The organism is Roseateles toxinivorans (assembly GCF_004362525.1).
Classification (GTDB): Bacteria; Pseudomonadota; Gammaproteobacteria; order Burkholderiales; family Burkholderiaceae_C; genus Paucibacter; species Paucibacter toxinivorans.
The window spans coordinates 486700-513305 of record NZ_SNXS01000003.1 but is presented as its reverse complement, the minus strand read 5'-3'; the positions used below and the strand labels follow the sequence as shown (position 1 = coordinate 513305).

General features: G+C 67.3%; 25 protein-coding genes. 11 read left to right on the top strand and 14 right to left on the bottom strand.

Translation table 11 applies throughout. The features are described from left to right. Positions 1–337: 337 nt before the first annotated feature. Positions 338–1306 (bottom strand): LysR family transcriptional regulator, encoded by a 969-nt coding sequence (locus tag DES47_RS13715; protein ID WP_133701269.1) that lies wholly within the window; start codon positions 1304–1306, stop codon positions 338–340. A gap of 93 nt (positions 1307–1399) precedes the next feature. On the opposite strand from DES47_RS13715, the gene xdhA reads away from it, so the two are divergent. The 3 genes from xdhA (at position 1400) to DES47_RS13700 (ending at position 6268) form a co-directional block, all read left to right on the top strand. Then, the gene (gene xdhA / locus DES47_RS13710; RefSeq protein ID WP_133701268.1) at positions 1400–2944 is read left to right on the top strand and encodes a xanthine dehydrogenase small subunit; all 1545 of its coding nucleotides are present in this window, start codon (positions 1400–1402) and stop codon (positions 2942–2944) included. Beyond that, positions 2941–5238: a xanthine dehydrogenase molybdopterin binding subunit gene (gene xdhB / locus DES47_RS13705; RefSeq protein ID WP_133701267.1), complete on the top strand. Its 2298-nt coding sequence runs from the start codon at positions 2941–2943 to the stop codon at positions 5236–5238. The genes xdhA and xdhB overlap by 4 nt, the downstream gene beginning before the upstream one ends. 82 nt (positions 5239–5320) lie before the next feature. Beyond that, a complete protein-coding gene (locus DES47_RS13700; RefSeq protein ID WP_133701266.1) occupies positions 5321–6268 on the top strand; it encodes a GGDEF domain-containing protein in 948 nt (315 codons plus the stop codon). Positions 6269–6319: 51 nt separating this feature from the next. Here DES47_RS13700 and DES47_RS13695 read toward each other — a convergent pair whose 3' ends face one another. Further along, positions 6320–7906, bottom strand: coding sequence for a sensor histidine kinase (locus DES47_RS13695; protein WP_133701265.1), 1587 nt, complete (start codon positions 7904–7906; stop codon positions 6320–6322). A 160-nt stretch (positions 7907–8066) separates the two neighbouring features. Next, on the bottom strand, positions 8067–9332 hold the full coding sequence (locus DES47_RS13690) for a flavin-dependent oxidoreductase (protein ID WP_133701264.1): 1266 nt from the start codon (positions 9330–9332) through the stop codon (positions 8067–8069). A gap of 77 nt (positions 9333–9409) precedes the next feature. On the opposite strand from DES47_RS13690, the gene DES47_RS13685 reads away from it, so the two are divergent. Both DES47_RS13685 and DES47_RS13680 read left to right on the top strand, forming a co-directional pair. Further along, the gene (locus DES47_RS13685; protein ID WP_133701263.1) at positions 9410–9931 is read left to right on the top strand and encodes a MarR family winged helix-turn-helix transcriptional regulator; all 522 of its coding nucleotides are present in this window, start codon (positions 9410–9412) and stop codon (positions 9929–9931) included. Positions 9932–9966: 35 nt separating this feature from the next. Continuing rightward, entirely contained in the window at positions 9967–10947 is a 981-nt protein-coding gene (locus DES47_RS13680; RefSeq protein WP_133701262.1) for a Bug family tripartite tricarboxylate transporter substrate binding protein, read from the top strand. Between the two features lie 7 nt (positions 10948–10954). Here DES47_RS13680 and DES47_RS13675 read toward each other — a convergent pair whose 3' ends face one another. From DES47_RS13675 to uraH, 7 genes are all read right to left on the bottom strand, one after another. Next, positions 10955–11782, bottom strand: coding sequence for an HDOD domain-containing protein (locus DES47_RS13675; protein ID WP_133701261.1), 828 nt, complete (start codon positions 11780–11782; stop codon positions 10955–10957). 94 nt (positions 11783–11876) lie between these two features. Then, a complete protein-coding gene (locus DES47_RS13670; RefSeq protein ID WP_133701260.1) occupies positions 11877–13184 on the bottom strand; it encodes a glycerate kinase type-2 family protein in 1308 nt (435 codons plus the stop codon). Positions 13185–13220: 36 nt separating this feature from the next. Continuing rightward, on the bottom strand, positions 13221–14414 hold the full coding sequence (locus DES47_RS13665) for a urate hydroxylase PuuD (protein ID WP_133701259.1): 1194 nt from the start codon (positions 14412–14414) through the stop codon (positions 13221–13223). A gap of 182 nt (positions 14415–14596) precedes the next feature. Next, positions 14597–14758: a hypothetical protein gene (locus tag DES47_RS28725; protein WP_208114993.1), complete on the bottom strand. Its 162-nt coding sequence runs from the start codon at positions 14756–14758 to the stop codon at positions 14597–14599. Between the two features lie 226 nt (positions 14759–14984). Continuing rightward, entirely contained in the window at positions 14985–16226 is a 1242-nt protein-coding gene (locus DES47_RS13660) for a glycerophosphodiester phosphodiesterase (RefSeq protein ID WP_133701258.1), read from the bottom strand. 157 nt (positions 16227–16383) lie between these two features. After that, a complete protein-coding gene (xdhC, locus tag DES47_RS13655; RefSeq protein WP_133701257.1) occupies positions 16384–17187 on the bottom strand; it encodes a xanthine dehydrogenase accessory protein XdhC in 804 nt (267 codons plus the stop codon). Further along, entirely contained in the window at positions 17188–17541 is a 354-nt protein-coding gene (gene uraH, locus DES47_RS13650) for a hydroxyisourate hydrolase (protein ID WP_133701256.1), read from the bottom strand. Positions 17542–17596: 55 nt separating this feature from the next. Here uraH and DES47_RS13645 point away from each other — a divergent pair, with 55 nt between their 5' ends. Genes DES47_RS13645 through DES47_RS13630 form a run of 4 tightly spaced genes read left to right on the top strand, consistent with a single transcriptional unit; the run spans position 17597 to position 22223 of the window. Next, positions 17597–18271, top strand: a complete 675-nt coding sequence (locus tag DES47_RS13645) for a GntR family transcriptional regulator (RefSeq protein WP_133701255.1) — start codon at positions 17597–17599, stop codon at positions 18269–18271. Next, the gene (gene puuE / locus DES47_RS13640; RefSeq protein ID WP_133701254.1) at positions 18268–19227 is read left to right on the top strand and encodes an allantoinase PuuE; all 960 of its coding nucleotides are present in this window, start codon (positions 18268–18270) and stop codon (positions 19225–19227) included. The genes DES47_RS13645 and puuE overlap by 4 nt, the downstream gene beginning before the upstream one ends. Next, positions 19228–20988, top strand: coding sequence for a 2-oxo-4-hydroxy-4-carboxy-5-ureidoimidazoline decarboxylase (gene uraD, locus DES47_RS13635; RefSeq protein ID WP_133701253.1), 1761 nt, complete (start codon positions 19228–19230; stop codon positions 20986–20988). After that, positions 20985–22223: a M20 family metallopeptidase gene (locus DES47_RS13630; protein ID WP_133701252.1), complete on the top strand. Its 1239-nt coding sequence runs from the start codon at positions 20985–20987 to the stop codon at positions 22221–22223. The genes uraD and DES47_RS13630 overlap by 4 nt, the downstream gene beginning before the upstream one ends. On the opposite strand, the gene DES47_RS13625 is transcribed toward DES47_RS13630, so the two are convergent. The 3 genes from DES47_RS13625 to bfr all read right to left on the bottom strand — a co-directional run bounded on the left by DES47_RS13625 (position 22207) and on the right by bfr (position 24840). Then, entirely contained in the window at positions 22207–23628 is a 1422-nt protein-coding gene (locus DES47_RS13625; protein WP_133701251.1) for a methyl-accepting chemotaxis protein, read from the bottom strand. The genes DES47_RS13630 and DES47_RS13625 overlap by 17 nt on opposite strands. A 393-nt stretch (positions 23629–24021) precedes the next feature. Continuing rightward, the gene (locus DES47_RS13620) at positions 24022–24249 is read right to left on the bottom strand and encodes a (2Fe-2S)-binding protein (protein ID WP_133701250.1); all 228 of its coding nucleotides are present in this window, start codon (positions 24247–24249) and stop codon (positions 24022–24024) included. 114 nt (positions 24250–24363) lie between these two features. Next, positions 24364–24840: a bacterioferritin gene (bfr, locus tag DES47_RS13615; RefSeq protein ID WP_133701249.1), complete on the bottom strand. Its 477-nt coding sequence runs from the start codon at positions 24838–24840 to the stop codon at positions 24364–24366. A 138-nt stretch (positions 24841–24978) separates the two neighbouring features. Between bfr and hemP the strand changes: the two genes are divergently transcribed. Beyond that, positions 24979–25176, top strand: coding sequence for a hemin uptake protein HemP (gene hemP / locus DES47_RS13610; RefSeq protein WP_133701248.1), 198 nt, complete (start codon positions 24979–24981; stop codon positions 25174–25176). A gap of 253 nt (positions 25177–25429) precedes the next feature. Here hemP and DES47_RS13605 read toward each other — a convergent pair whose 3' ends face one another. Next, positions 25430–25933 (bottom strand): endonuclease V, encoded by a 504-nt coding sequence (locus tag DES47_RS13605; RefSeq protein ID WP_166651985.1) that lies wholly within the window; start codon positions 25931–25933, stop codon positions 25430–25432. Positions 25934–26045: 112 nt separating this feature from the next. Here DES47_RS13605 and DES47_RS13600 point away from each other — a divergent pair, with 112 nt between their 5' ends. After that, positions 26046–26591, top strand: a complete 546-nt coding sequence (locus tag DES47_RS13600; RefSeq protein WP_166651984.1) for an urease accessory protein UreE — start codon at positions 26046–26048, stop codon at positions 26589–26591. Positions 26592–26606: the final 15 nt, after the last annotated feature.

The following is a 26606-nucleotide window of genomic DNA, read 5'->3' as shown; positions in this document are numbered from 1 at the left end:
AAGCGGCAGCGGCGAGGGCGCGCCGGTCGCTGCGGGCTGAAGCATCGTCCGGCCCTGGACGGTCCTGACTTCGGCTTCTCTATGCCCGCTGCGACCGGCACGCCCTCGCCCCTGCTGCGGCCGGTGTGCAGGCTCGGTTCCATTCTTGGTTGGCGGCCACCAGCGCATCCGCAGAGAGGGTGGGGGGCCGGCCATGGCGGGCAAGCTGGAGGTCGGGCCGAAGGGACCGGCCCAAGCTTCAGCCCGCCGTGGCCGGCCCCCCGCCCCCTCTGCCACCCCATGGCAGCGAAGCGCAAAGCACCGTCAGCCTCGGGCAAGTCGATACGTTTCATTCCAGTCATACGAGATTTTGATTCATACGCATCGCGACGTCCCTGACCTGCTCGCGCAGCCAGCGCAGCGGGGCCGAGGCGTGGCTCAGCTCGTGCCACAGCTGGTAGTAGGCCATGGCCGGGAAGGCCACCGGGCAACGCACGATGGTGACGGGCAGATGATCGACATAGCGGGCGCAGAACATGCGGCCGGTGGTCAGCACCAGCAGGCTGCGCGCCACCATCTCGGGCAGCTGGCCGAAGTGGGCGCTGCGCACGGCGATCTCGCGGCTCAGGCCCTGGCTGGCCAGATGCTGGTCAATCACCCCGGGCAGGCCCATGCCCAGCGGCGTCGGCGCCACATGCTGGCAGGCCAGGTATTGCTCGACGGTCCAGTGCTTGTCGGACTGCCTGGCCTTGCCTCGTGCCACCGGATGCTCCTTCGATACCAGGCAGACCACCTCGTCGCTGAGCAGGCGGCCCAGATGCAGCTCGGCCGGCGGCTCCAGCCAGTTGCCTATGACCAGATCGACCTCGCCGCGAGCCAGGCCGGAGCGGTAATCAAAGTCGCTGGACAGCGGCTGCAGGTCGATGCGTACCTGGGGCGCCAATCGCAGCACATGGGCGACCAGCTCGGGCAGGAACAGCGGGTCCAGATAGTCGCTGACGGCGATGCGGAATTGCAGCTGGGCCGTGGCCGGTTCGAAGCCTTTGCTGCGGGCCCGCGGGTTGAACAGGCGCTCGGCATCCTGCAGCAGGCGACCGGCGGGCTCCAGCAACTCCAGCGCACCGGCCGTGGGCATCATGCCGGTGCCGGTGCGCACCAGCAGCGGATCGCCAGTTAGCGCACGCAAGCGTTTCAGCTGGGCGCTGACCGCCGGCTGGCTGGTGTGCAGACGCAGGGCCGCCTTGGAAACGCTGCGTTCGCTGATCAGCATATGCAATACCCGGACGAGTTGGAGCTCGATCTTGTCGAAGGGGTTGCGCGGCGTCATACAGTGGCAAGCATGAGGATTATGGGAGACATCGTATAACGTCAGCGACGCGACGCAGTACCTTCCACGTTTATCCCTATGCCGACGCCCGCCATGACCTCACGCGCCATCCGCTTCTTCCATCAGGGCCAGATCGCCGAGGTGCAGGGCCTTGCCAGCACGACGACCGCCCTGCAATGGTTGCGCGAACATGCCCGCTGCTCGGGCACCAAGGAAGGCTGCGCCGAGGGTGATTGCGGCGCCTGCACGGTGCTGGTGGCCGAGCTGGCCACGCCGGACTCGCCGCCGGACACGGTGGTTGGCGGCCTGAGCCTGCGGCCGGTCAACAGCTGCATACAGTTCCTGCCCACGCTGGACGGCAAGGCCCTGCTGACGGTGGATGACCTGAAGCAACGCGACGGCACGCTGCACCCGGCCCAGCAGGCGATGGTCGACTGCCACGGCTCGCAGTGCGGTTTCTGTACCCCGGGCTTCGTGATCAGCCTGGCCTCGACTTATGAGCGCCACTGCGAGGACGGCACCCTGCCGACGCGCCAGCAGTTGGCCGATGACCTGGCCGGCAATCTGTGCCGCTGTACCGGCTACCGGCCGATACTCGACGCCGGCCAGCAGATGTTCGACCTGCCCGCCCAGCGGCTGGACACCGCCCCCCTCATCGCGGCGTTGACGACTCTCGCCCAGGACCCGCCGCTGCACTACCAGGCCGCCCATCCGGCCTTCCCCGGCCGCCGCGACAGCTTCCATGCCCCGCGCACCGTCGCAGAGCTGGCCGCGCTGCGCGAAGCCCATCCGGAAGCCCGGCTGCTGGCCGGCGCTACCGACATAGGCCTCTGGGTCAACAAGCAGTTCCGCGATCTGGGCGATGTGATCTATCTCGGCGCCGTGGCCGAGCTGAAGCGCATCCACCCGCGCGCCTTCGACGGCCGGTCGGGCCTGTGGATAGGCGCCGGTGCGACGCTGGAAGACGCCTGGAGCCGCCTGGCCGATCACATCCCTGCCCTGCGCGAGCTGTGGCTGCGCTTTGCCTCGCCGCCGGTGCGCCATGCCGGCACCCTGGGCGGCAATATCGCCAACGGCTCGCCGATCGGCGACGGCGCACCGGCTTTGATCGCGCTGGGCGCCGACATCATTCTGCGCAGGGGCGGCACGCAGCGCCGCTTGCCTCTAGAGGACTTCTACGTCGACTATATGAAGAACCAGCTGCAGCCCGGCGAGTGGGTCGAGGCGCTGCACCTGCCCTTGCCAGATGCCCACACACGGCTGCGCGGCTACAAGATCTCCAAGCGCTATGACAGCGATATTTCGGCCGTCTGTGCGGTGCTGGCGGTGACGCTGGATCACGGCAAGGTCAGCGCCGTGCGCTTCGCCTTTGGGGGCATGGCCGCCATCGTCAAGCGCGCTGCCCTGGCCGAGGCCGCTGTGTTGAACCAGCCCTGGACCGAAGCGACGGCGGAGGCCGCCGCCGCCGCGCTAGCCCGGGACTTCACACCGATGAGCGATCTGCGCGCCAGCGCCAACTATCGGTTGCGCGTGGCGCAGAATCTGCTGCGGCGCTTCTGGCTCGAAACGCGTGAAGACCAACCGCTGGCCAGCGAGGAGGTCAGCGTCTGGGCCACTCAAGTGGGAGTGCAAGCATGAACAAGATGCTGGACCCATCCCAGCTGGCGGCAAGCACCCGGCCCCAGGTCGGCATCAACCGCCCGCATGAATCGGCGCATCTGCATGTCAGCGGCGAGGCCACCTACACCGATGACATTGCCGAGCTGCAGGGCACGCTGCATGCCGCCCTTGGCCTGTCCCCCATCGCCCATGGCCGGCTGCTGAGCATCGACATCGAAGGCCTGCACGCTCTGCCCGGCGTCATCGCCGTGCTGACCGCGGCCGACATCCCCGGCTCCAACCATTGCGGCCCGCTGATCGCCGATGAAACGATACTGGCCGAGGGCGAGGTCCACTATCTGGGCCAGCCGGTCTTTGCCGTGATCTCGCAAGACCGGGAGCTGGCCCGCAGAGCTGCCGCCCGCGCCAAGGATTTCCTCAAGCTGGAGCCGCTGCCGGCCCTGCTGACCGCCGCCGAGGCCCATGCAGCAAAAAGCTATGTCGTGCCGCCCATGCACCTGCAGCGCGGCGATGCGCAGGCGGCCCTCGCCACAGCGCCCCACCGACTGCAGGGCAGCTTCAACGTTGGTGGCCAGGAGCAGTTCTATCTGGAAGGCCAGATCTCCTACGCGCTGCCGCTGGAGGATGCCGGCATCAAGGTCTTCTGCTCGACCCAGCACCCCAGCGAGATGCAGCATCTGGTGGCGCACGCGCTGAACCTGCACAGCAACCAGGTGCAGGTCGAATGCCGGCGCATGGGCGGCGGATTTGGTGGCAAGGAGTCTCAGTCAGCCGTGTTCGCCTGCGTGGCGGCCGTGGCCGCGCGCCAGCTGAAGCGCCCGGTCAAGCTGCGACTGGACCGTGATGACGACTTCCTGATCACCGGCCGGCGGCATGGCTTCGACTATGCCTACGAGGTCGGCTTCGACAACGAAGGCCGGCTGCTGGCGGCCGAGGTCGAGATGGTCTCCAACGCCGGCTGGTCGGCCGATCTGTCGGCGCCGGTGATGACACGGGCGCTGTGCCATTTCGACAATGCCTACTGGCTGCCCGATGTCTCGGTGCGGGGCTTCTGCGCCCGCACGAACACGCAGAGCAATACCGCCTTCCGCGGCTTCGGCGGGCCGCAGGGCGCGCTGGCGGTGGAGATGATTCTCGACAGCGTTGCGCGAAAGCTGGGCCTGGACCCGCTGGCCGTGCGTCGCGCCAATTTCTACGCACCCGATGCCGGCCGCAACACCACGCCCTATGGCCAGGTGGTGCAGGACAATATCCTGCAGCCGCTGGTCGATCAGCTGGTGGCCAGCAGCGAGTACAGCGCCAGGCGCGAGGCCATCGCCGCCTTCAACACCAGCAGCGCTGTGCTGAAGAAGGGCCTCGCGCTGACGCCCCTGAAGTTCGGCATCTCGTTCAATGTCGTGCACCTCAACCAGGCCGGTGCGCTGGTGCACGTCTATACCGATGGCTCGGTACTGGTCAACCACGGCGGCACCGAGATGGGCCAGGGCCTGAACACCAAGGTCGCCCAGGTCGTGGCCCATGAGCTGGGCGTCGATCTGGCCCGCGTGCGCTGCACCGCCACCGACACGCACAAGGTCGCCAACACCTCGGCCACCGCCGCCTCCACCGGCAGCGACCTCAATGGCAAGGCCGCCCAGGACGCCGCCCGCAAGATCCGCCAGCGGCTGGACGCCTTTGCCGCCACGCTGCCTGATGGTGCGGTGCTGAGCTTCGACGAGCTGGTGGCCAAGGCCTATCTGGCCCGCGTCCAACTGTGGAGCGACGGCTTCTATGCCACGCCCGGCCTCAGCTGGGACCGGGCCAGGCTGCAGGGCAATCCGTTCTACTACTTCGCCTATGGCGCCGCCGTCAGCGAAGTCGTGGTGGACACCCTCACCGGCGAATGGAAGCCGCTGCGCGTCGATGTGCTGCACGACGCCGGCCGCTCCTTGAATCCGGCCATCGACATCGGCCAGGTCGAAGGCGGCTTCATCCAGGGCATGGGCTGGCTGACGATGGAAGAGCTCGTGTGGCATCCGAAGACGGGCCTCTTGCTGACCCACGCGCCCAGCACCTACAAGATCCCGACCGCCAACGACTGCCCGCCCATCTTCAATGTGGCGCTGTTCGACGCACCGAATGTGCAGGACAGCATCCACCGCTCCAAGGCCGTCGGCGAGCCGCCGCTGCTGCTGCCCTTCTCGGTGCTGCTGGCGATACGCGATGCAGTCTCGGCCGTGGGCGGGCACCGGGCCGACCCGCCGCTGCGCGCCCCGGCCACCAGCGAGGCCATCCTCGACGCCATAGACGCGGTGCGGGCGAACGCCAAATAAGACCGCAAATCCGGGTTTGTTCGCGCCATACTGGACACTCTGGCATCGTAGCCTGACGGGTACAACTCTCTAGGAGTGTCTGATGCAAGCACAGACCGGATCTTCCCCAGCGGCCGACGACATCGCGAAGGCCGAAGACGCGATCCCCACGCGCATGCACGCGCTGCTGGAGCGCGCGCCGATGTCCATCGCCTTCACCCGCGACCAGCATTTCCAGGTCGTCAGCGAGCATCTGAACCATTTGTTCGGCCATGGCGACCACACCGATCTCAGCGGCCAGCCGACCCGCGTCGTCCATGTCTCCGATGGCGCTCACAGCGCGCTGATGGAACGGCTGCAGGCCTCGTTCGCGGCCGGCCGTCCGGTGGACGAGGAAATCGAGTATGTGCGCGCCGATGGCGGCCGCTTCTGGGGCCGCTTGCAGGCCACACCGGTGCGCTGGGACGCCCCCGCCGGCGAGGCGATGTGGATCATCGAGGACGTCACCGCCGCCCGCCAGCTGCGCATGCAGCCCACCTGGATAGGCAAGCACGACCCGCTGACCGAGTTGGCCAACCGGGCCGAGTTCGAGCGCCGCCTGGCCGAGCATGTGGGCAGCCGCCGCCACGAGCCGGTGTCGGTGCTGTGGCTGGATGTCGACAAATTCCGCGAGGTCGTCAACGCCACCGGGGCCGAGGTGGCCGAGCATTTCCTGTACCACCTCAGCCAGATGCTGATCACCAAGGTGCGCGCCTCCGACATCGTCGCCCGCCTGGAGGACGACCGCTTCGCCATCCTCCTGCCCGACTGCGACCAGCACTACGCACAGATCATCGCCGAGAAGATGCGCGCCTCGGTGGCCGGTTTCCGGCTGCGCTGGGGTCTGCATCGCACCCGCGTCAAGGCCTGCCTGGGCGTGGTGCAGCTGCACCCCTCGCTGGAGAATGTGGATGCCGTGATGGGCGCTGCGGCCCAGGCCTGCGCCGAGGCCAAGGCGGCCGGCGGCGACACCGTGCGGGTGTTCGTCTCTACGGCAGTGATGGAAGTTTAGTTCCTTGCGTGCCGGACCTTGATGTACTCATCAAGCTCGGGCACCAACTGACTAAGCAAGAGGCAGCGGCTCGCTGACCACCGCCGCCTCGTGCATCGGCGCGACGCGCGGCAGCACGATCTCGAAACGGGCGCCACCCTCCGGGGTGCTGCTGACCTCGATCTGGCCGCCCAGCACGCGGGTCACGATGTTGTGCACGATGTTCATGCCCAGGCCCGACCCCCCCTGTCCCAGCTTGGTGGTGAAGAAGGGGTCGAAGATGCGGCGGCGCACCGCGTCTTCCATGCCCACGCCATCATCCTGCACGGTCAACAGCACCCGGTCGCCGTCCAGCGCATGGGACTTGATCCATACGTGGCCCTCGCTACGGCCCTCGAAGGCATGGACCAGTGAGTTCATCAGCAGATTGGTCAAGACCTGACCCAGGGAGCCGGGGTAGCTGTCCATCGACAGGCCGTCCTCCAGCTGGGTCTCGATCTTGAACGGGGTGTGGCGATAGCGCGGCTGCGTCATCAGCAGCACCTCGTCGATGACCTCGGCCAGGTCGAACTCGCGGCGACGGTCGCTGGTCTGGTCGGTGGCTACCTGCTTGAAGTTAAGGACCAGATCGGCCGCCTTACGCAGATTGCGCAGCAGGATGTCGTGGCCCTGTTGGGTATCCTGCACCAGGGCCATCAGCAGGCTCTTGCGCAGTGCCGTGCCGCCGGTCAGCATCTCCTGCAGCTGGTCGTAGCGGTATTCCAGGGTCGATGCCACCGTCATCGCATTGCCCAGCGGCGTGTTCAGTTCATGGGCCACGCCGGCCACCATACGCCCCAGCGAGGCCAGCTTCTGCGACTCGACCAGGCCCTCCTGCGCCGTCTTCAGGTGTGCCAGCGTCTGCATCAGTTCGGCATTCGCCGAGGTCAGCTCGGCGGTGCGCTGGCCGACCTGGTCCTCCAGTGTCTGCGCATGGTTGCGCAGCGTCTCGAAGGCCGATAGCAACGCTTTGCGCATGCGCTCCATCGCCGCGCCGACCCGGCCCACCTCATCGGGGCCGCGGATCTCCAGCGGGCGGTCGAACCGGCCGGCGGCCAGTTCCTCAGCCGCCACGGTCAGATGGCCCATAGGCTGCAGCACGCGGCGCTGCATCACCCACAGAATCAGTGCCAGCGACAGGCTCAGCGTCAGCGCGCTGCGCCACAGCGCGCGCACCAGATCGTCCTGCAGGCGCTGGGCATAGGGGGCGGCGGTCATGACCACGGTCAGGCTGGCGATGGCCTTGCCATCGCGCTGGATCGGGCGCTGCTCGGTCAAGGTCAGGTCTTCAGCCCCGGCCTCGCGCTGGAACTCCAGGAAGGGCCGCTGCGCGCCGACCTCGCGCACCACCACCGAGACGAAGCGCGGGTCGTTGACATGGGCCTTGATCATCGGCTCGGCCAGATCGGGCGAGACCTGCCAGACCGGCTCGGCCAGCGACAGCGCCAGCACATCGGCGGTGCGCGACAGGTCGCGCTGCAGATCGGCCTTGGCCGTTTTTTGCGCCAGGTCGGTTTCGTACAGAAGGGCCAGGCCCGAGGGAAGCAGCAGGCCCAACAGCAGGGCACCCACCACGGCATAGCGCAGCGAGCTGCGACTGAACAGGGCGCGCAGATCCATGCTCAAGTCCTGTCGAAGGCGTTGATACGCCCATCTGAGATTGCCCGCACTGCTGCTGATTTCATCGCCACCCGGTCAGTTGCTGGGCGGATTATCTACCGTATTGGGGCCGCGGCGACCCTCCTATCGACGGTATCGGCCTCGCGGTATCAGATGCGGATCAGGGCTGCGCGCGCAGGGTCTGGTGGCCGGCGGCGGCCTTGTAGCGCTGCACGAAGGCGGCCACCTCGGCCGGGTCTATCACGTCCTCCAGCCGCTCGAAACCGTCCGGTGCGCGCTCCTCGACCATGTCCAGTATCGCGTCCAGCCCCTCCTGGCGATTCATCTCGACGATCCTGGCCGTCATGGGCCTGCGCTGCGCCTCGTAGGCAGCCAGCGCAGCCTCGACCGGATCGACTTGCAGGCAGTCGGCGATGCACTTCGCATCGATGATGGCCTGAGTGGCGCCGTTCGAGCCTATCGGGTACATCGGGTGCGCCGCGTCGCCCAGCAGGGTGATGCGGCCAAAGCTCCAGCGCGGCAGCGGGTCGCGGTCCACCATGGGCCATTCCAGCAGCTGGGTGGCACCGGCAATCAGGCCAGGCACATCGAGCCAGTCGAAGTGCCAGCTACCAAAGGTGGGCAGCAGATCGTCCAGCGAGCCGGACTTGCTCCAGTCCTCGCGGCTGGGTGCCTGCAGGCCGCCGCCGATGCCATCCTCGCGCAGGCGCCGGTCACAGATCCAATTGATCAGCTGCAGGCCGTCGGCCCGCGGCGGCGCGATCGGATAGACAACGAACTTGGCGCGTCTATGACCCGCCTGCACCATCGTGCGGCCATCCAGAAACGGCTTAGCCCAGCTGGTGCCACGCCACATCATCATGCCGTTCCAGCGCGGCGGACCTTCGTCAGGATAGAACTGGCGGCGTAGCGCCGAGTGGATGCCGTCGGCGGCGATCAGCAGATCGCACTCGCGCCGCAAGACCTGGCCCCGCGGTGCATCGGCCGGCTGGATCTGCACAGCGACCCGCTCGCCTGTCTGTGTCGCGCCGACCACGCGCTGGCCGCTTAGCAGCTGCGCCGCGCCGAGGCGCTGCTGTGCCGTGGTCCACAAGAGCTGCTGCAGCTCGCCGCGGTGGATGCTGTACTGCGGGTGGCTGTAGCCGCCGACCAGACCCCGCGCATCGCTGTAGATGCTCTGGCCATGGCGGTTGGCAAAGACCAGGGCGGCGGTGGGTACGGCGATGCGCGCCAGATCGTCCCCCAGGCCCAGCTCTGTCAGCACGGCCACCGCATGGGGCAGCAGATTGATGCCCACACCCAGGGGCTTGAGATCGGCCGCGGCTTCCAGCACCGTGACGCGGTGGCCGGCGCGGGCCAGGGTCAGCGCCGTGGTCAGGCCGCCTATGCCGCCGCCGGCGATCAGGATGTCCAGTGTCTCGTTCATGGTTCGCGTCACTTGTTTGATCCAGATTAAGGGTAAGCGAGATAGTTGCGCTATGCAACAGTATTTATGCTGCACCCATGAACCGATCCGCGACCCACAGCCCCGCCCCCGATGCGCCCGATGCCCCGCTGCTGCCGGTGGCCGGCCTGGCCTATGGTGTGCTGGACGATTTGCTGGGCTATGCGCTGCGCCGGGCGCAGAACGCGCTGTATCTGGACTTCTTCCGCGCCACCGAGGCCTTCGACGTCAGCCCGCAGCGCTTTGCCGCCCTGGTGCTGGTGGCCGAGAACCCCGGCCTGCGCCAGGGCCTGCTGGCCCAGGCCATGGGCCTGCACCGCAGCGGCGCACTGCGCCTGACCAACTGGCTGGCCCAGCGCGGCTGGGTCGAGCGACGCGATGATCCGGTCGATGCGCGCAGCTGGGGCCTGCACCTCACCGCCAGCGGCCTGGCCCAGGTCAAGGCGCTGACCGCCGTCGTGCGTGCCCATGACGCCGCGCTGAGCCAGGCCCTGGGCAAGCAGGCCACCGGCCTGAAGCAGACGCTGGAGCACTTGGCCCTGCTGGCCAATGCCTCGGCCGTGATCACCCGACCCGCATAGCCCCCTACAACAAGCCCCCCCCCAGGAGACACACCATGAGCCTGCATCGCCGTCATTTCAACCAAGCCCTTGCCGCCCTGTTGGGCAGCGCCGCTGGCCTGGCCCGTGCGCAAGGTGGCAATCTGCCGCGCATCCTTGTCGGCTTTCCGGCCGGCGGCTCGATAGATACCACAGCGCGGCGCCTGGCCGAGGCCTGGCGCGGGCGCATGGCCGAGTCGGTGCTGGTGGAGCAGAAGGTCGGCGCCGGCGGCCGCCTGGCGGTGGCCGCGCTGAAGGACAGCGCCCCCGACGGGCTGACGATGCTCCTGAGCCCCTCGTCGATGTTCACCATCTATCCCCATGTGTTCCGCAAGCTGCAGTACAACGCCGCCACCGATGCGATTCCGGTCACCGCGGTGGCCCTGTCCACCTGCGGCTTCGGCGTCGGCCCCAAGGTGCCGGACAGCGTCAAGAACCTGCAGCAGTTCGCCGCCTGGGCCAAGGCCAATGTGAAAGACAGCGCCTATGCCTCGCCGGCTGCCGGCGCGATGCCCCACTTCCTGGGCAACCAGTTCGAGCGCGCGGCAGGCATCAGCATGACCCACGTGCCCTACCGCGGCGCCGCGCCCGGCATGCAGGACCTGATGGGCGGCCAGATCGCCGCCGGCTGCTTCTCGCTGAGCGACTTCGTGCCGCATCTGGCCTCGGGCCGTGTACGCCTCCTGGGCGTGACCGACACCAAGCGCTCGCGCTTCGCGCCCGACACGCCGACCTTCGAGGAGCAGGGCTTCAAGGGCATCGTCGGTGTCGAGAGCTACGGCCTCTACCTGCCCGCGCGGACCAGTGCTGCCCTGGTCGATCGGCTCTACGACCTGGCCCGCGTGGCCCTGCGCGAGAAGGCCGTCACCGAGGGACTGGCCAAGCTGGGCTTCGAGGCGGTGGGCAATTCGCCTGCCGTGTTTTCACGCGAGCTGCAGTTGGAGCGCGAGGGCTGGGTGCCCGTCGTCAAGGCTTCCGGCTTTTCCTCAGACGACTAAAGATCAATCAATGAAGCAGGCTGTCCATGCCCGCCACCGGGTCACCGGCGGCGGCCAGCTTGGCCTCCAGCCAGTCCAGATCGAGATGCAGGTGCTGCAGCAGATCAGGCACCGCCTGCTGCAGCGCCTTGCGTGGTGACTGGCCGGCATCAAGCGCATCGGCCAGTATCTCGGCCATGCGCAGCACACCGGCCAGCAGCGAGAACGGACGCACGTCCATGGGCTCGCTGGCATCCTTGAAGGCCTCGATCAGGCCGGCGGGGAAATGCCACAGCGCCGCCAGCTCGGCGGTCACGTCGGCATGGGTGCAGCCAAAGCGATGCATCTCCAGCGAGGACCGGCTGCCGGGCTCCTGGGCATGGGCCTCGACATCGGCCACCTGGTCCGGATCATCCCGGGCCATCAGCAACTGGCCAGTGCGCAGCATCAGGCCGGCCAGGTAGGCCGACTCGCCATCGAGCTGCAGCCAGCGCGCCAGCATGTGCGCGTAGCCGGCGGTGGCCAGACTGTGGTGCCAGAAGCGCTTGCGGTCGAGGCCCGGCACCTGAGGGAAGGCATCCGACATACAGGCCGCCATCGAGATATTGCGCAGCGTCTGCAGGCCCAGGGCCGCCGCGGCGTCGCTGAGCTTGTCTACCTGGTGCGAGGGGCTGTAGTGAGTGGAGTTGGCCAGCCGCAGCACCTTGGCCGAGAGGCTGGGGTCCTGGGCAATCAGCCGGGACAGATAGTCCAGGCTGAGCCGCTCGTCGTCAAGGCTACCCAGCAGCGCGCTGGCCACCTCGGGCATGGTCGGCAAGGCGTTCTGGTCGTGGATGAAACGCGTGGCTGCAGACATATCGAGCCCCTTTCCACTCGGCGCCCCGGAACCGGCACGCCCGTGCCGTCTACCTTAGCAAAAGCTGGCGTGTCATGCAGCAGATTTACAAGCGCTACAAGACCAGCAAAGCCCGGAAGTCGTTGACGTTGGTGAAGCTGGGCCCGGTGATCAGCAGATCGTCCAACGGTTTGAAGAAGTTGTAGGCATTGTTGGCATCGAGAAAGTCCTGCGCCTTCATGCCCAGCGCCGCAGCCCGGGCCAGGGTGTCGGGGGCCATCTGGGCGCCGGCGTTGTCTTCGATGCCGTCAATGCCATCGGTGTCGGCGGCCAGGCCCCAGATGCCGGCCTGGCCCTGCAGCGCGATCGCGCAGCCGAGCAGGAACTCGCTGGCCCGCCCGCCCCGCCCACCCGAGCTCTTCACGGTCACCGTGGTCTCGCCGCCGGACAGGATCACGCAGGGCCGCGCGAACGGCTGGCCATGGCGGGCCACCGCCCGGGCCAGCGCCGCATGGACCTTGCCGACCTCGCGCGACTCGCCCTCGATCTCGTCGCTGAGGATGTGGGCCTCCAGGCCGGACGCACGGGCCAGCGCCGCGGCGGCCTCCAGCGCCTGCTGCGGCGTGGCCAGCATCTGCACCTGCTGGCCGGTGAACGCAGGGTCGCCGGGCTTGATCGACTCGAAGGCGCCGCTCTCCAGGCCCGCGCGGGCGGCCTCGGGCACGGCAATGTCATAGCGCTTCAGGATGGCCAGCGCATCGGCGCAGCTGGTCGAATCGGGCACGGTGGGGCCGCTGGCGATGACCTCGGGCGCGTCACCGGGCACATCGCTGATCAACAGGGTCAGCACCCGGGCCGGCGCGCACATCGCGGCCAGCCGCCCGCCCTTGATGGCCGACAGGTGCTTGCGCACGCAGTTCATCTCGTCGATGCTGGCGCCGCTCTTCAGCAGCGCCCGGTTCACCGCCTGCTTGTCGGCCAGGCTCAGGCCTTCAGCAGGCAGGGCCAGCAGCGCAGAGCCGCCGCCGGAGATCAGGCAGATCACCAGATCGTCGGCGGTCAGGCCCTCGGTCAGCGCGACGATGCGCTGCGCGGCCAGCTCGCCCGCGCGGTCGGGCACCGGATGGGAGGCCTCGACGACCTCGATGCGACCTGGCCGCGCCAGATAGTCCGGCGGCACATGGCCATAGCGGGTGATGACCAGGCCTGAAAGCGGCGCTGTCGCGGGCCACAGCGCGTCCAGCGCCTGTGCCATCGCGCCACCGGCCTTGCCCGCGCCCAGCACCAGCGTGCGGCCCTTGGGTGGCGGCGGCAGGCAGGAGGCCATGTTCAGCGCCGGCAGCGCACGCTGCACGGCAGCCTGGTAGAGCGCCTGCAAAAACTGCCGGGGCTCGCGACGGGGATCGGGCGTGGGGGTCGTCATGACCCCATTATCGACAGTCCGCCCCGGTGGGTCGATTCAGTGCAGCGGCGCGCCGGCATCCACCCAGCGCCCCAGCAACGCCCGCTCGGCCTCGGTGATCTGGGTGGCGTTGTTCTGCGGCATCAGCCTCAGTAGCACCGCCTGCTGCTTGATCTGCAAGGCATGCCGGGCGATCAGCTCGGGGCTGTGCAGCTGCACGTTCTTGCTCGCCAGCTGGGCGTTGTGGCACATCACGCAGCGCTCGTTGACGATGGCCTGCACCTGGGCATAGGCCGGCACAGGCGCAGAGGCCGGCGCTGCCACGGGAGCCGGCGCCAGCCAGACCATCAGTCCGGCCAGCAGGGCGACGGCGGCAACAATCAGACCCCAGGCATTGACGCCCTTGTGGCGCTTGACGAACCAGGTGCGCACCAGCACGCCCACCGCCATCAAGAGCAGCAGCACGGCCCAGTTGTGTGCGTGGCCGTAAAGCATGCCGTAGTGGTTGCTGAGCATGGCAATCAGCACCGGCAGCGTGAAATAGGTGTTGTGCACGCTGCGCTGCTTGCCGCGCTGGCCGAACACAGGATTCACGGGCCGGCCGGCGCGCATATCGGCAATCACCTGCTTCTGGCCCGGGATGATCCAGACCAGCACATTGGCGCTCATCATGGTGGCAATCATCGCGCCGATGATCAGAAAGGCGGCCCGGCCGGCGAACAGCTGGGTCGCGGCCCAGCAGGCCAAGGCGATGAAGACGGCGATCAGGCCCAGCACGCGGCCGTCGTTGCCTATGCTGCCGTCTTTGGTGTGGCCGAAGCGGCGGCAGATCTGGTCATAGACCAGCCAGCCGGCGGCCAGAAAGCCCAGGGCCGCGGCGATGGCCGCCGGCGCGCCCCAGTCATGCACCCGCTTGTCGATCAAGAAGGTGCTGGCATTGAACAGATAGAGGGTGACGAACAGGGCGAAGCCGCTCATCCAGGTCCAGTAGCTCTCCCAGTAGAACCAGTGCAGGTGCTGGGGCAGCGAGGGTGGCGCCACCATGTACTTTTGCGGGTTGTAGAAGCCACCGCCATGGACGGCCCACAGCTCACCATCGACCCCTTTGGCCTTGAGTTCGGGCGACTCGGGTTTGACGAGGTGGTTGTCCAGCCAGACGAAGTAGAACGAGGCGCCGATCCAGGCAATGCCCACGATCAGATGCAGCCAGCGCAGCAGCAGATTGGCCCAGTCGAGCAGGTAAGCGTCCATGGGTCACGGATCCAGACGGGTGGCGGCTCACCACTGCGGGCGCTGTGAACCGGCCGAGCGTCGCGCTGAAGGCGCGCCCACCTCGACCGAAGCCTGCGCACCGGCGCCGCGGCGACGTGTAGACGCAAGTGTATACACTTTTCCGCGGCAATCAGCCCAGCGCTTGGCTGGACCTGCCTCGCTCAGAGGATGTAGTTGCTGCCGTCTGCGGGCTGGTCGCGGCTGCGATCGCCGGCGGGCAGATTGCCGACCCAGCCGCAAGGGATGGCTGGGCAGCGAAAGCGCCGCACCGGGCTGAAGAGACTGCGCAGGCGGTCGATCAGGCGGCGCGGTATGCGTTGCACCTGGCCCTTGCAGCGGGGGCAGCACAACAGCGGCCTACGGGGCTCGATACCCTGAGTGCCGGGAGATACATAGGGCTTGTACATGGACCGCAGTCTGCACGCGTCGAGCGCCCCAATCCGTGCGCTATCGCACAGACCCGGTATTTGTTGCACGCATCCCCCCCGGGTCGCGGGGGGATCGCGCGCAGGCAAAACAAGCAGATTTGCAGTTACTGCGATATCTGCATCAGCGCGACTGACGGCGACGCAGCAGGCCGAGCACGCCCAGGCCGGCCAAAAGCATCGCATAGCTCTCGGGCTCGGGCACCGGGGTCAGCGCGGCAACGGCGGCCACGCCGGTGTCGGGAAAGTCGGTGAAGATACCGTCCACGCCCAGCTTCAGATAGGCCTCGATCTCCTTTTGCGGATCGGCATAGCCCAGCAACGAGGCGTCGTTACGGAAGGTCCAGGTGTGGATGAACAGGCCGTTGGCATGGGCCGATTCGATCACGCCGGTGCTGCCATCGACGCGGCGGTCCTTGCCGGTGATCACGCCGTCGCCGTCACGGTCCACGCCATCGGCCACCGTCTTCAGCAGATAGGGCTTCCAGGGACCGATGCCGTCGGCATAGGTGGCGACGAAGGACATGCCCACATCGCTGACCATGTCGGCAAATGTCAGCTTGCCGTTCTTCACCGCCACGTCATAGGGCCGGTCATAGGGCGCCACCAGGGACATCGAACCGTCGGCATTGACATCGTCGGCATCGACCAACTGCACCAGCTTGATGTCGGTGTGCTGGTTCAGATACTGCAGATTCGAGATCTCGAAGCTCTGGATGAAGACCGGCGCATTGCCGGTATTGCCGTAGGCCGCGTGCAGCGTGGAGACCAGCTTGTCCTCGAAATAGGTCTTGGAGAAGCCCAGGCTTTGCGACACGCCCTGCATATAGGTCGAGTGCTTGAGCTCGGGATAGATGCCGATCTGGCGGCCGGTGGCAATGCTCTGGGCCTTGGCCAGGGCGATCACCTCGTCCAGCGTGGGCACCTGGAACTGGCCGTCATAGGTGGTCGGGCGGCCGGCTCGGGTCTGCTTGGCGCCCAGCGTCTTCAGCTCGGCCAGCGTGAAGTCTTCGACGAAGTACTGGTTGGCATAGGTCACGCCGTCGATGGTCTTGGTGGTCTTGCGGCCGGCAAACTGGGCCAGGCTGGCGACATTCGTCGAGTCGCCGATGATGGGCTCGTGGCGAGCCACCAGCACGCCATCCCGGGTCATCACCAGGTCGGGCTCGATGTAGTTGGCGCCCATCTGGATGGCCAGCTTGTAACCCTCCAGTGTGTGCTCCGGCAGATAGCCGGAGGCGCCGCGGTGGGCGATCACCAGCGGCGCATTGCCGTCCAGGGTGTTCCAGGCCAGCGCGGAGCTGACGGGGGCGGCGGCCAGCAGCAGGGCGGCGGCCAAGCTGGACAGTGCAGAAGTCGATTTCATGTGTATGTCTCCCATTGGGTGCTTGGATCATCGAGTGCTTCGATGAAATGCGTCCGCGCGGCCCTGGGGCTTGCCATAGTCCGAACGGACTATTCATCAAAGCACGTGGCAGCCGTCAGGCATCAGCGCGTTGATGCCGATTGACTTGGTGCAGGGTTCAGCGCTGCAGGAGCTGGGCGACCACCGCCACGGCAATCACCTCGGGCTGCTTGCCGGCTATGCCCGGCACACCGATCGGGCAGGTCACCCCGGCCAACTCGGCCGCCGTGAAGCCGCGCGCGTCCAGCCGCTGGCGAAAGCTCGCCCACTTGCTCCTGCTGCCGATCAGGCCGATGAAGGGCAGATCGCCCCGCTCGCGCCGACGATGCAGGCAGGCGGCGACGATGTCCAGGTCTTCGGCATGGCTGAAGCTCATGATCAGCACCTTGGCGCCCGGGGCCAGGTCTTGCACGGCGGCCTGCACCGGGTCGGAATGCTCGGCGACGACGTTGTCGGGCAGCCCGGGCGGAAAGATCTCGTCGCGGCTGTCCACCCACTGCACCCGAGCGGGCAAGCGGCCGAGCAGTTCGACGATGGCCCGGCCGACATGGCCGCCGCCGAACAAGGCCACCGACAGCTGCCCCTGCTCATTGGTCAGGCGCTCGCGCAGGCCGGCGATATGCTCCGCACCCAGCCACTCGTAGCGCAAATGGACAACGCCTCCGCAGCACTGGCCCAGGCTGGGGCCTAAAGCGTAGCGGCGCAGCGGCTCGGTGACCGAGCCGGCCGCCAGACAGGCACGGGCCTGGGCAATGGCCTCGAACTCCAGCTGGCCCCCGCCCAACGTGTCAAAGACGCGCGCGGGTGTCACCGCCATCCAGGCCCCCTCCTCGCGCGGCCCGCTGCCCTCGACCCTGGCGACGCTGACGAGCACAGCCGGTCCCTGTGCCAGCGCCTGCTCCAGCGCCCGCCAAGACCTCATTCAGCTGCCCCGGTAGGTGGAGTAGCTCCAGGGACTGGCCAGCAGCGGCACGTGGTAGTGCGAATCGGCGTCGGCAATGCCGAAGTCCAGCGGCACCTCGTCCAGAAAGGCCGGCTCGGGCAGTTCGACGCCACGGGCCCTGAAGTAGTCGGCCACGCCGAACACCAGGCGGTAGCGGCCGGCCTCCAGCGCCTCGCCCTCCAGCAACGGGCCATCGGCCCGGCCATCGGCGTTCAGCAGCAGCGATTTCAGCGGCTGCACCGCCGGCCCGTCCAGGCGATACAGGCGCACGGCCATGCCGGCGGCGGGGCTGCCGTGCATGGTGTCCAGCACATGGGTGGTGAGCTTGCCCATCGCATTCATCCTGTGTTTCTGTCGAGAAGGCAAAGTGTATACACTTCGGAACACAATGCCCGCCAAAACACCGCCATCGGCCACGCAACGCATCGCCGAGTCCATCACCCAGGCCATCGTCGAGCGGCGGCTGATGCCCGGCACCAAGCTGGCCGAGCAGCAGATCGCCGACATCTTCAAGGTCTCCCGCACCCTGGTGCGCCAGGCGCTGAACCAGCTCAGCCGCGACCGCCTGGTGACACTGGAGCCGGCCCGCGGCGCCTTCGTCGCCCAGCCCAGCGTCGATGAGGCGCGCCAGGTGTTCGAGGTGCGCAAGATGTTGGAGGCGGCGATGATCACCCAGTTGGCCCAGACCATCAGCAAGCCGCAGATTGCTCAGCTGCGCACCCATCTGGCGGCCGAGCGAGAGGCCGTGGGCCGCACCGATGTGCCTGGGCGCACAAGGCTGCTGGCCGACTTCCATGTGATCCTGGCCCGGCTGCAGGGCAACGAGGTGCTGGCGCAGATCCTCACCGACCTGCTGTCGCGCAGCTCGCTGATCGCGCTGATGTACCAGAGCGCCCATTCGGCCGCCGAGTCGCAGGCCGAGCATGAATCAATAGTCGACGCGCTGGAGCGCCGAGACGCCAGCGCCGCCCTGAAGCTGCTGGACGCCCACCTCGGCAACGTCGAGGCCAATCTGAGACTGAACCCGCGCGTGCAAGACCTTGCCAGCGCGTTGCAAGCATGAGCCAACTACAAAACGCCCGCTATCCCCGCGACCTGATCGGCTACGGTGAGAAGCCGCCCCATGCGCAATGGCCCGGCCAGGCCCGCATCGCCGTGCAGTTCGTCCTGAACTACGAGGAAGGCGGCGAGAACTCGGTGCTGCATGGCGACGCTGGCTCCGAGCAGTTCCTGTCCGAGATGTTCAACCCGCCGGCCTTTGCCGCGCGGCATCTGAGCATGGAGGGCATCTACGAATACGGCTCCCGCGTCGGCGTCTGGCGCCTGCTGCGCGAGTTCGAAAGCCGCGCGCTGCCGCTGACCGTGTTCGGCGTGGCTATGGCGCTGGAACGCCACCCGGAGCTGACGCAAGCCTTTGTCGAGTTGAACCACGAGATCGCCTGCCACGGCTGGCGCTGGATCCACTACCAGAACATGCCGCCGGCCGAGGAGCGCCAGCACATGGACACCGGCATGGACATCATCCAGCGCCTCACCGGCGAGCGCCCCTCCGGTTGGTACACCGGCCGCGACAGCCCCAACACCCGGCGTCTGGTCGCCGACTACGGCGGTTTCGAATACGACAGCGACTACTACGGCGACGACCTGCCGTGCTGGCTGAATGTGCGCAAGAGCGATGGCGATCTGGCCCCGCACCTGGTCGTGCCCTACACGCTGGACTGCAACGATATGCGCTTCGCCCTGCCCCAGGGTTTCAGCCATGGCGACGAGTTCTTCGAGTACCTGCGCGACAGCTTCGACGTGCTCTATGCCGAAGGCGCCGAAGCGCCGAAGATGATGAGCATAGGCATGCACTGCCGGCTGCTGGGCAGGCCCGGCCGCATGCGCGCGTTGCAGCGCTTTCTGGACCATGTCGAGAAGCATGACCGCGTCTGGGTCTGCCGCCGCGTGGACATCGCCCGCCACTGGCGCGCCACCCAACCGTTCGACGCCAACACCGCTTTTATCTGGGAGTCATGATTGATGTTGACGCTGGAACACCTGAATGCCGCCAGCGCGGCGGACTTCGTCGCCCTGCTGGACGGCACCTACGAACACTCGCCCTGGATCGCCGAACGCGCCGCCGCTGCGCGCCCGTTCCAGAGCCTGGCGCATCTGAAACATCAGCTTGCCCGTGTGGTGCGCGAGGCCGCACCCGACGAACAGCTGGGCCTGATACGCGCCCACCCGGAGCTGGCCGGCAAGGCCATGGTCAGCAAGAGCCTGACCGCCGAATCGACGAACGAGCAGAGCAAGGCCGGCCTGACCGATTGCACACACGAGGAGTTCGCGCGCATCCAGCAGCTCAACGCCGACTACAACGCCAAGTTCGGCTGGCCCTTCATCCTCGCCGTGCGCGGGCCGCGGGGCCAGGGCTTGCCCAGGGCCGAGATCATCGCCACCTTTGCGCGGCGGTTGGCCGGCCACCCGGACTTTGAGCGCGCCGAGTGCCTGCGCAATATCCACCGCATCGCCGAAGTTCGTTTGAATGACAAGTTCGGCGTGGTGCCGGCCCTGGGCGATCAGGTCTGGGACTGGGCCGAGGCGCTGGCCGTGCACAGCGACCCGGGCTTCAAGGAGCAGGGGCAGCTGACCGTCACCTACCTGACCGAGGCACACCGCGCCTGCGCCGCGCAGCTGCGGCAGTGGATGCTGGAGTGCGGTTTCGACGAGGTCAGGATCGATGCGTTGAGCAATGTCGTCGGCATCTATCACGGCACCGGCGACAAGCGCCTCTTGACCGGCTCGCATTTTGATACCGTGCGCAACGGCGGCAAGTACGATGGGCGCCTGGGCATCCTGGTGCCCATGGCCTGCGTGCGCGAGTTGCACCGTCAGCAGCGCCGCCTGCCCTTCGGCCTCGAGGTCGTCGGCTTTGCCGAGGAGGAAGGCCAGCGCTTCAAGGCCGCCTTTCTCGGCTCAGGCGCGCTGATCGGCCGCTTCAAGCCCGCCTGGCTGGACGAGCGCGATGCCGAGGGCATCAGCATGCGCGAGGCGATGCTGGCGGCCGGCCTGCCGGCAACACTTGAGGCGATCAACGCACTGCAGCGCGATCCGGCGCAGTACCTGGGCTTCGTCGAGGTCCATATCGAGCAGGGGCCGGTGCTCAACGAGATGGATCTGCCGCTGGGCGTCGTCACCTCGATCAATGGCAATGTGCGCTATCTGTGCGAAGTCACCGGTATGGCCTCGCATGCGGGCACCACGCCGATGGACCGGCGCCGTGACGCAGCTGCCGCGGTCGCCGAGCTGATTCTTTATGTCGAGCAGCGTGCCGCTTCGGTACCCAACGTCGTCGGCACGGTGGGCATGCTGCAGGTGCCGGCCGGTTCGATCAATGTGATCCCCGGCCGCTGCCTGTTCAGCCTCGACCTGCGCGCCACCACCAATGCAGCGCGCGACGCACTGGATGCCGATGTGCAGGCCGAGCTGCGGCGGATCTGCGAACGCCGCGGCCTGCACTGGACCTTGACGCAGACCGAGAGCGCCTCGGCCGCACCCAGCGATCCGGCCTGGCAGCAGCGCTGGGAGGCCGTCGTCGCCGGCCTGGGCCTGCCGGTCCATCGCATGCCCTCGGGGGCCGGCCACGACGCGATGAAGCTGCACGAGGCGATGCCGCAGGCCATGCTGTTCCTGCGCGGCGCCAATTCGGGCATCAGCCACAACCCGCTGGAGTCGATCACCAACGACGACGCCCAGCTCTGCGTGCGGGCCTTTCAGGGCCTGCTGGAATCGCTATGAGCACACCGCACGAACAACTCGACGCCTGGATAGACGCCCACTTCGACGAGGAGGTGCGCTATCTGCAGGCCCTGGTCCAGGTGCCCACCGACACCCCGCCCGGCAACAACGCGCCCCACGCCGAGCGCACGGCCGAGTTACTGGCTGCCATGGGCCTGGCGGCTGAAAAGCATGCCGTGCCCGCGGCCGAGGTCCAGGCCTACGGCCTGCAAAGCATCACCAACCTGATCGTGCGCCGCCGCTATGCCGAGGGCGGCCCGGTGATCGCGCTGAACGCGCATGGCGATGTCGTGCCTCCCGGTGAGGGCTGGAGCCACGGCCCCTACAGCGGCGAGGTGGTCGATGGCAAGCTCTACGGCCGCGCCTCGGCCGTCAGCAAGAGCGATTTCGCCAGCTACACCTTTGCGCTGCGCGCGCTGGAGTCGCTGGGCCTGCCGCTGAAGGGTGGCGTCGAGCTGCACTTCACCTACGACGAGGAATTTGGCGGCGAGCTGGGCCCCGGCCGGCTGCTGGCTGCAAAGTTGACCAAGCCCGATCTGCTGCTGGCCGCCGGCTTCAGCTACCAGGTGGTGACCGCCCACAACGGCTGCCTGCAGATGGAGGTCACGGTGCACGGCAAGATGGCCCACGCCGCGATCCCGCATACCGGCGTCGATGCGTTGCAGGCGGCGGTGGCCATCCTGAACGCGCTGTACGCGCAGAACCAGCTCTACAAACAGGTCACCTCAGCCGTTGAAGGCATCACCCACCCCTACCTGAACGTCGGCCGCATCGAGGGCGGCACCAACACCAATGTCGTGCCCGGCAAGGTGGTGTTCAAGCTCGATAGGCGGATGATTCCCGAGGAGGATCCGGTGGCCGTCGAGGCCAGCATCCGCCAGGTGATAGCCGATGCGGTAGCCGCCTGCCCCGGCGTCACCGTGGACATCAAGCGCCTGCTGCTGGCCCGCGCGCTCAAGCCGCTGGCCGGCAACAAGGCCCTGGTGCAAGCGCTGCAAAAGCACGGCGAGGCGGTGTTCGGCGAGCCCATCCCGACCTCGGGCACGCCGCTGTACACCGATGTGCGGCTGTACGGCGAGCAGGGCATTCCGGCCGCGATCTACGGCGCCGGGCCGCGCACGGTGCTGGAGAGCAATGCCAAGCGCGCCGACGAGCATGTCGTGCTGAGCGACCTCCGCGGCGCCACCAAGGTGGTGGCGCGCACGCTGTTCGATCTGCTCAGCGCTGCAGCCTGAAGGTGCCGACCACGCCGCTGAGCGCCTGGGCCTGAGCCTTCAGCGACTCGGCTGCGGCGGCCGATTCCTCGACCAGGGCGGCGTTCTGCTGCGTCGCATGATCGAGCTGGTTGACCGCCGTGTTGACGGTGCCGATGCCGCTGCGTTGCTCGCTGGCGGCGGCGCTGATCTCGCCGATGATGTCGGTCACGCGCTGCACCGAGGCCACGATCTCGCTCATCGTCGCGCCCGCGTCCTGCACCAGGCGTGCACCTGACTCGACCCGGTCCACCGAGGCGCTGATCAGGGTCTTGATCTCGCGCGCGGCCTGTGCCGAACGCTGGGCCAGGCTGCGCACCTCGGAGGCCACAACGGCAAAACCGCGGCCCTGCTCGCCGGCACGCGCCGCCTCGACGGCCGCGTTCAGGGCCAGGATATTGGTCTGGAAGGCGATGCCGTCGATGGTGCCGATGATGTCGGCAATGCGCTTGGAGCTGGTGTTGATCTCGTCCATCGTGGTCACCACCTCGGCCACCACCGCGCCGCCGCGGCGGGCCACCTCGGCGGCCGAACCGGCCAGCTGATTGGCCTGGGCCGCCGAGTCCGCCGACTGCGCCACCGTGCCGGTCAGCTGGGCCATGCTGGAGGCGGTCTGCTGCAGGCTGCTGGCGGTCTGCTCGGTGCGCTGGCTCAAGTCCTGGTTGCCGGAGGCAATCTCGCCCGAAGCGACCTGAATGCTGGAGGCCGTGGACTGCACCTGCTGCAGCGCATTGTTGATACGCATCAGCGCCGCCTTCAGGGCCGCCGCGCCGGGCGTGTCGGCCTCCAAGCGGCCCACATCGAGCGCGATCTGGTCGCGGGCATTGATGTGGTCCACCAGCCGGCTGAGCTCGTCGCCCTGCTGCGCGGCCTCGCGCAGGCGCAGGGCCATATAGATTTCGAAGCCGGTCTGCACCACCACATAGCCGGCATGGATCATGACGCGGCCGAAGTCGGGCTCGGTCAGGCAGTAAATGCCGGCGCCTCCGGCCTGCAGCCGGTCAAAGCCCAGGTGGTGGACCGCAATCACCCCCGCCGCCACGACGATGGGCCGCCAGTCACGGTAGATCAGCAACAGGGCCAGGGTGACGAAGACGCCGAAGTGAAACTCGAGCATGCCCCGCGCCAGCTGGATCTGCAGCGCCACCATCATCATCGCCGCCGCCGCCAGCACCAGACGCGACGCCGTTGTACCCCTGGCCATGAAGAAGACGGCAGCCGCGATGCCCAGCAGCAGCAGCGAGCCGGTAAAGGCCAGGCCCAGCTGATCGAACTGCTGGCCAATGGCCAGCGCCAGCAAGGCGCCCACCATCAAGGCCAGCATCAGGACAAGGTCTGCGGTGCGCGACAGGGAAATGGTGGTGCCGGCCGAGGTATCGGGTTGCATATGTCTCTTGCTCTATTTGATGTGAAGCCGGGATGGGCCTGGTTGCCGAAACATCATGACGCCGGCCCGACCGGTCACTGCGATGAAATACGGGCAAATCCAGCCCCAGACAAATGACGGGGGCTTGTGGGGGCTCTTCGGCCCTTCAAGCCGCAACTGAAGCGGCAAGATGCAGGGCATGAACCGAGCTCGGTAGTTCGCCGGTTCGTCCACCACATCGCCGGGGCCGCGTGCTGCTGACAGCTCGCCGGGGCCCGCGTTGTCCGCGCCAGAGAAGGCTCCACGCCACGGCCCCACGTTTGGCTCAGATCGAGCCGCAATGTCTCGGGTGGCGTCCGCCAGCGCGTTCGGCAGGTCCTGCTCCCGCAGGACCTGCCCTTTTTCCTGTTGAACTCAGGCAGTGACGGCGTGGATATTGATCACGCGGCCGGCACCGTGGCCGGTGGAGCAGGCCTGACCCGACAGGGCCTCATCGAAGACCTCGCGGGCGCAGTCATGGCAGGCCCCGCAGGCGCTGGCCACATGGCAGTCGTCCTGCATCTGCTCGAAGCAGTGCACGCCATTGGCGACCGCGCGCTTGATGTCGCGGTCGGAAACTCGGTGGCAAAGGCAGACGATCATGGTGTGAGGCAACACGTTCAGCGGATGCCAGCACTCTAATCGAAATGCGAACGCTTCTCAATTGTTTACAGAGAACAACCCCAGGGTTCAGGGGTTTTGCCTCTGTCCGAGCGCTTATGAAGCCTCGTGCACCTGGCTCTGCATCCAGTTCTGCTCGCCCAGCTTGGCCACCAGCTCGATCTCGGTTTCCAGGTGGTCGGCGTGTTCCTCGGTGTCGTCCAGGATCTCGACGAACAGGTCACGTGACACATAGTCGCGCACGCTTTCGCAGTGAGCGATGGCGTCCCGCAGCAGCGGCTGCGTGCCCAACTCCAGCTTCAGATCGCAGTGCAGCACCTCGACGGCGCTCTCGCCAATCATCAGCTTGCCCAGGTCTTGCAGGTTCGGCAGGCCGTCCAGCATCAGGATGCGTGTCATCAGCTTGTCGGCATGCTTCATTTCCTCGATCGACTCCTGGTACTCATGCTTGGCCAGGCGCTTGAAGCCCCAGTTGTCCAGCATGCGGTAGTGCAGAAAGTACTGGTTGATCGCGGTCAGCTCGTTCTTCAGCTGGAGATTCAAGTACTCCAAGACCTTGGCATCGCCCTTCATTGCTTGCTCCTGAGAAAATCAATTCGACGATTCTGAACGCCTGGGCGCGCGCTGTCAGCGATGAGTGAGAAGCACTAGCAGAGCGCCCCAAAAAAAACAAGATTGCAAATGCGACTAATTCGCATTTATTATGCGGGCATGGACACCTCTTCTCATTGCCCAGATGCCGCAACGGGCCAGCCCCAGGCGCCCCGTCACGTCGAGACTAACCCGCCGCCTGCCCGCTGGACCAGCGAAATCCTGCTCGGCGGCGCCCGTGAGGCGCAGATCGACCACCAGGGCTGCACCTACCGCCTGAGGCTCACCCAGCTGGGCAAGCTGATACTGACCAAATAGCCCGCACGCGGTGGTCACCGGGGTTGATGTCGCCGACACCGTCGCTGGTCGTGGCCAGCGTCGAAGCAGGCCCGGCTAACGCGGCACTGCTGATCAGTCGACTGAGGGAGGCTGCGGCCAAAGGCGCGCGCCGGAAGCGCCCCCCTTCGCATAGCCGACCGCCTTGACCTGTCGCTTGCCCTGCATGCCCGGGGCTTCGCCGAGGTACTGGAGCACCGCTGGTCACCGTCCAACGTCGTGCCCGAGCACACCACTACCCCCCTGCCCCCTTAGCCAACCTCGCCACCAGCTTCAGCAGCGTCGGCACACGTTTCCTGCCATGCATGGTGCGCAGCCGGGCCTTGGCCGCGCCGAGGTCGATGCCGGCGCAGGTCACGATCAGCGGGCGGGTTTCTTCTTCCCTGACCACCTCGAACTGCGCTGGAGTCTCGGCCATCGCCGTCTTGGAGATGCCGATGATGGCAACGCGGCCGCCAAGGGCATGGAACAGGTGCTGGCCCAGGCCCGGGGTCTCCTGCGCGTCGAGGTGGACGAAGCCGTCGATGACGATGACCTCGGGGTCCAGCGCATGTTCGCGCAGCAGTTGCAGCAGGCATGGCAGCTCGCGCAGATCCAGCTCGCCGCGCGGCGCCTTCTCGACATGGCTGATGCGGGAGGTGTAGGCGCGGAGGGCTTCCGCGGCGCCCCAGTCCTCGAAGGCCACGGCGGCGGCATGGGCGCCTTCGGCGTCGTAGTGAACGTCAACTGCCAGTTTCATCGAGTTGCCTGCGGGATCAGCCTGTGGTCCGGGCATTGTCGCCGTCACCACCGCCACCGGGCCACTTGCCGTACAGTCCTGCCCCACACCCCACTTCATGCCGGTCTCACCCATGCTGATCATCCAAAAACTCCTGCCCCAGGGCGAAGGCCTGGCCCCGGTGCTGCTCAAGCGCGCCGGCGTGCTGGCCCTGCCCTTTGCCCACCGTCAGCACCATGAGGCCAATCTGAGCAACGGCGAGGGCCTGGAGCTGGGCCTGCGCCTGCCCAAGGGCAGCACGCTGCGCGGCGGCGATGTGCTGGTGGCCGAGGACGGCTCGCTGCTGCGCGTCGAGGCCGCCCCCGAGCACCTGCTGCTGGTGCGTGCCAATGCCGAGCACGGCAAGCCGGGCGACCTGCTGCGCCTGGCCCATCAGCTGGGCGAGATGCATGTGCATATGGAAGCCCATGACGACCATCTGCGCCTGCCCGGCGACCCACAGCTGGCCCAGTGGCTGGAACGCCAGCACTTCGTGCTGGCCCCCGAGGTCGCGCCCTTCGATCCGCCGGCGCTGCTGAGCCAGCTGCCCGAGGTCATGGAACACAACCACGATCATGATCATCACGACCATGACCATGGACACGCGGGTCATGTGCACGGCCCGGGGTGTAATCACTAAAGGTCGTCTCCTTGG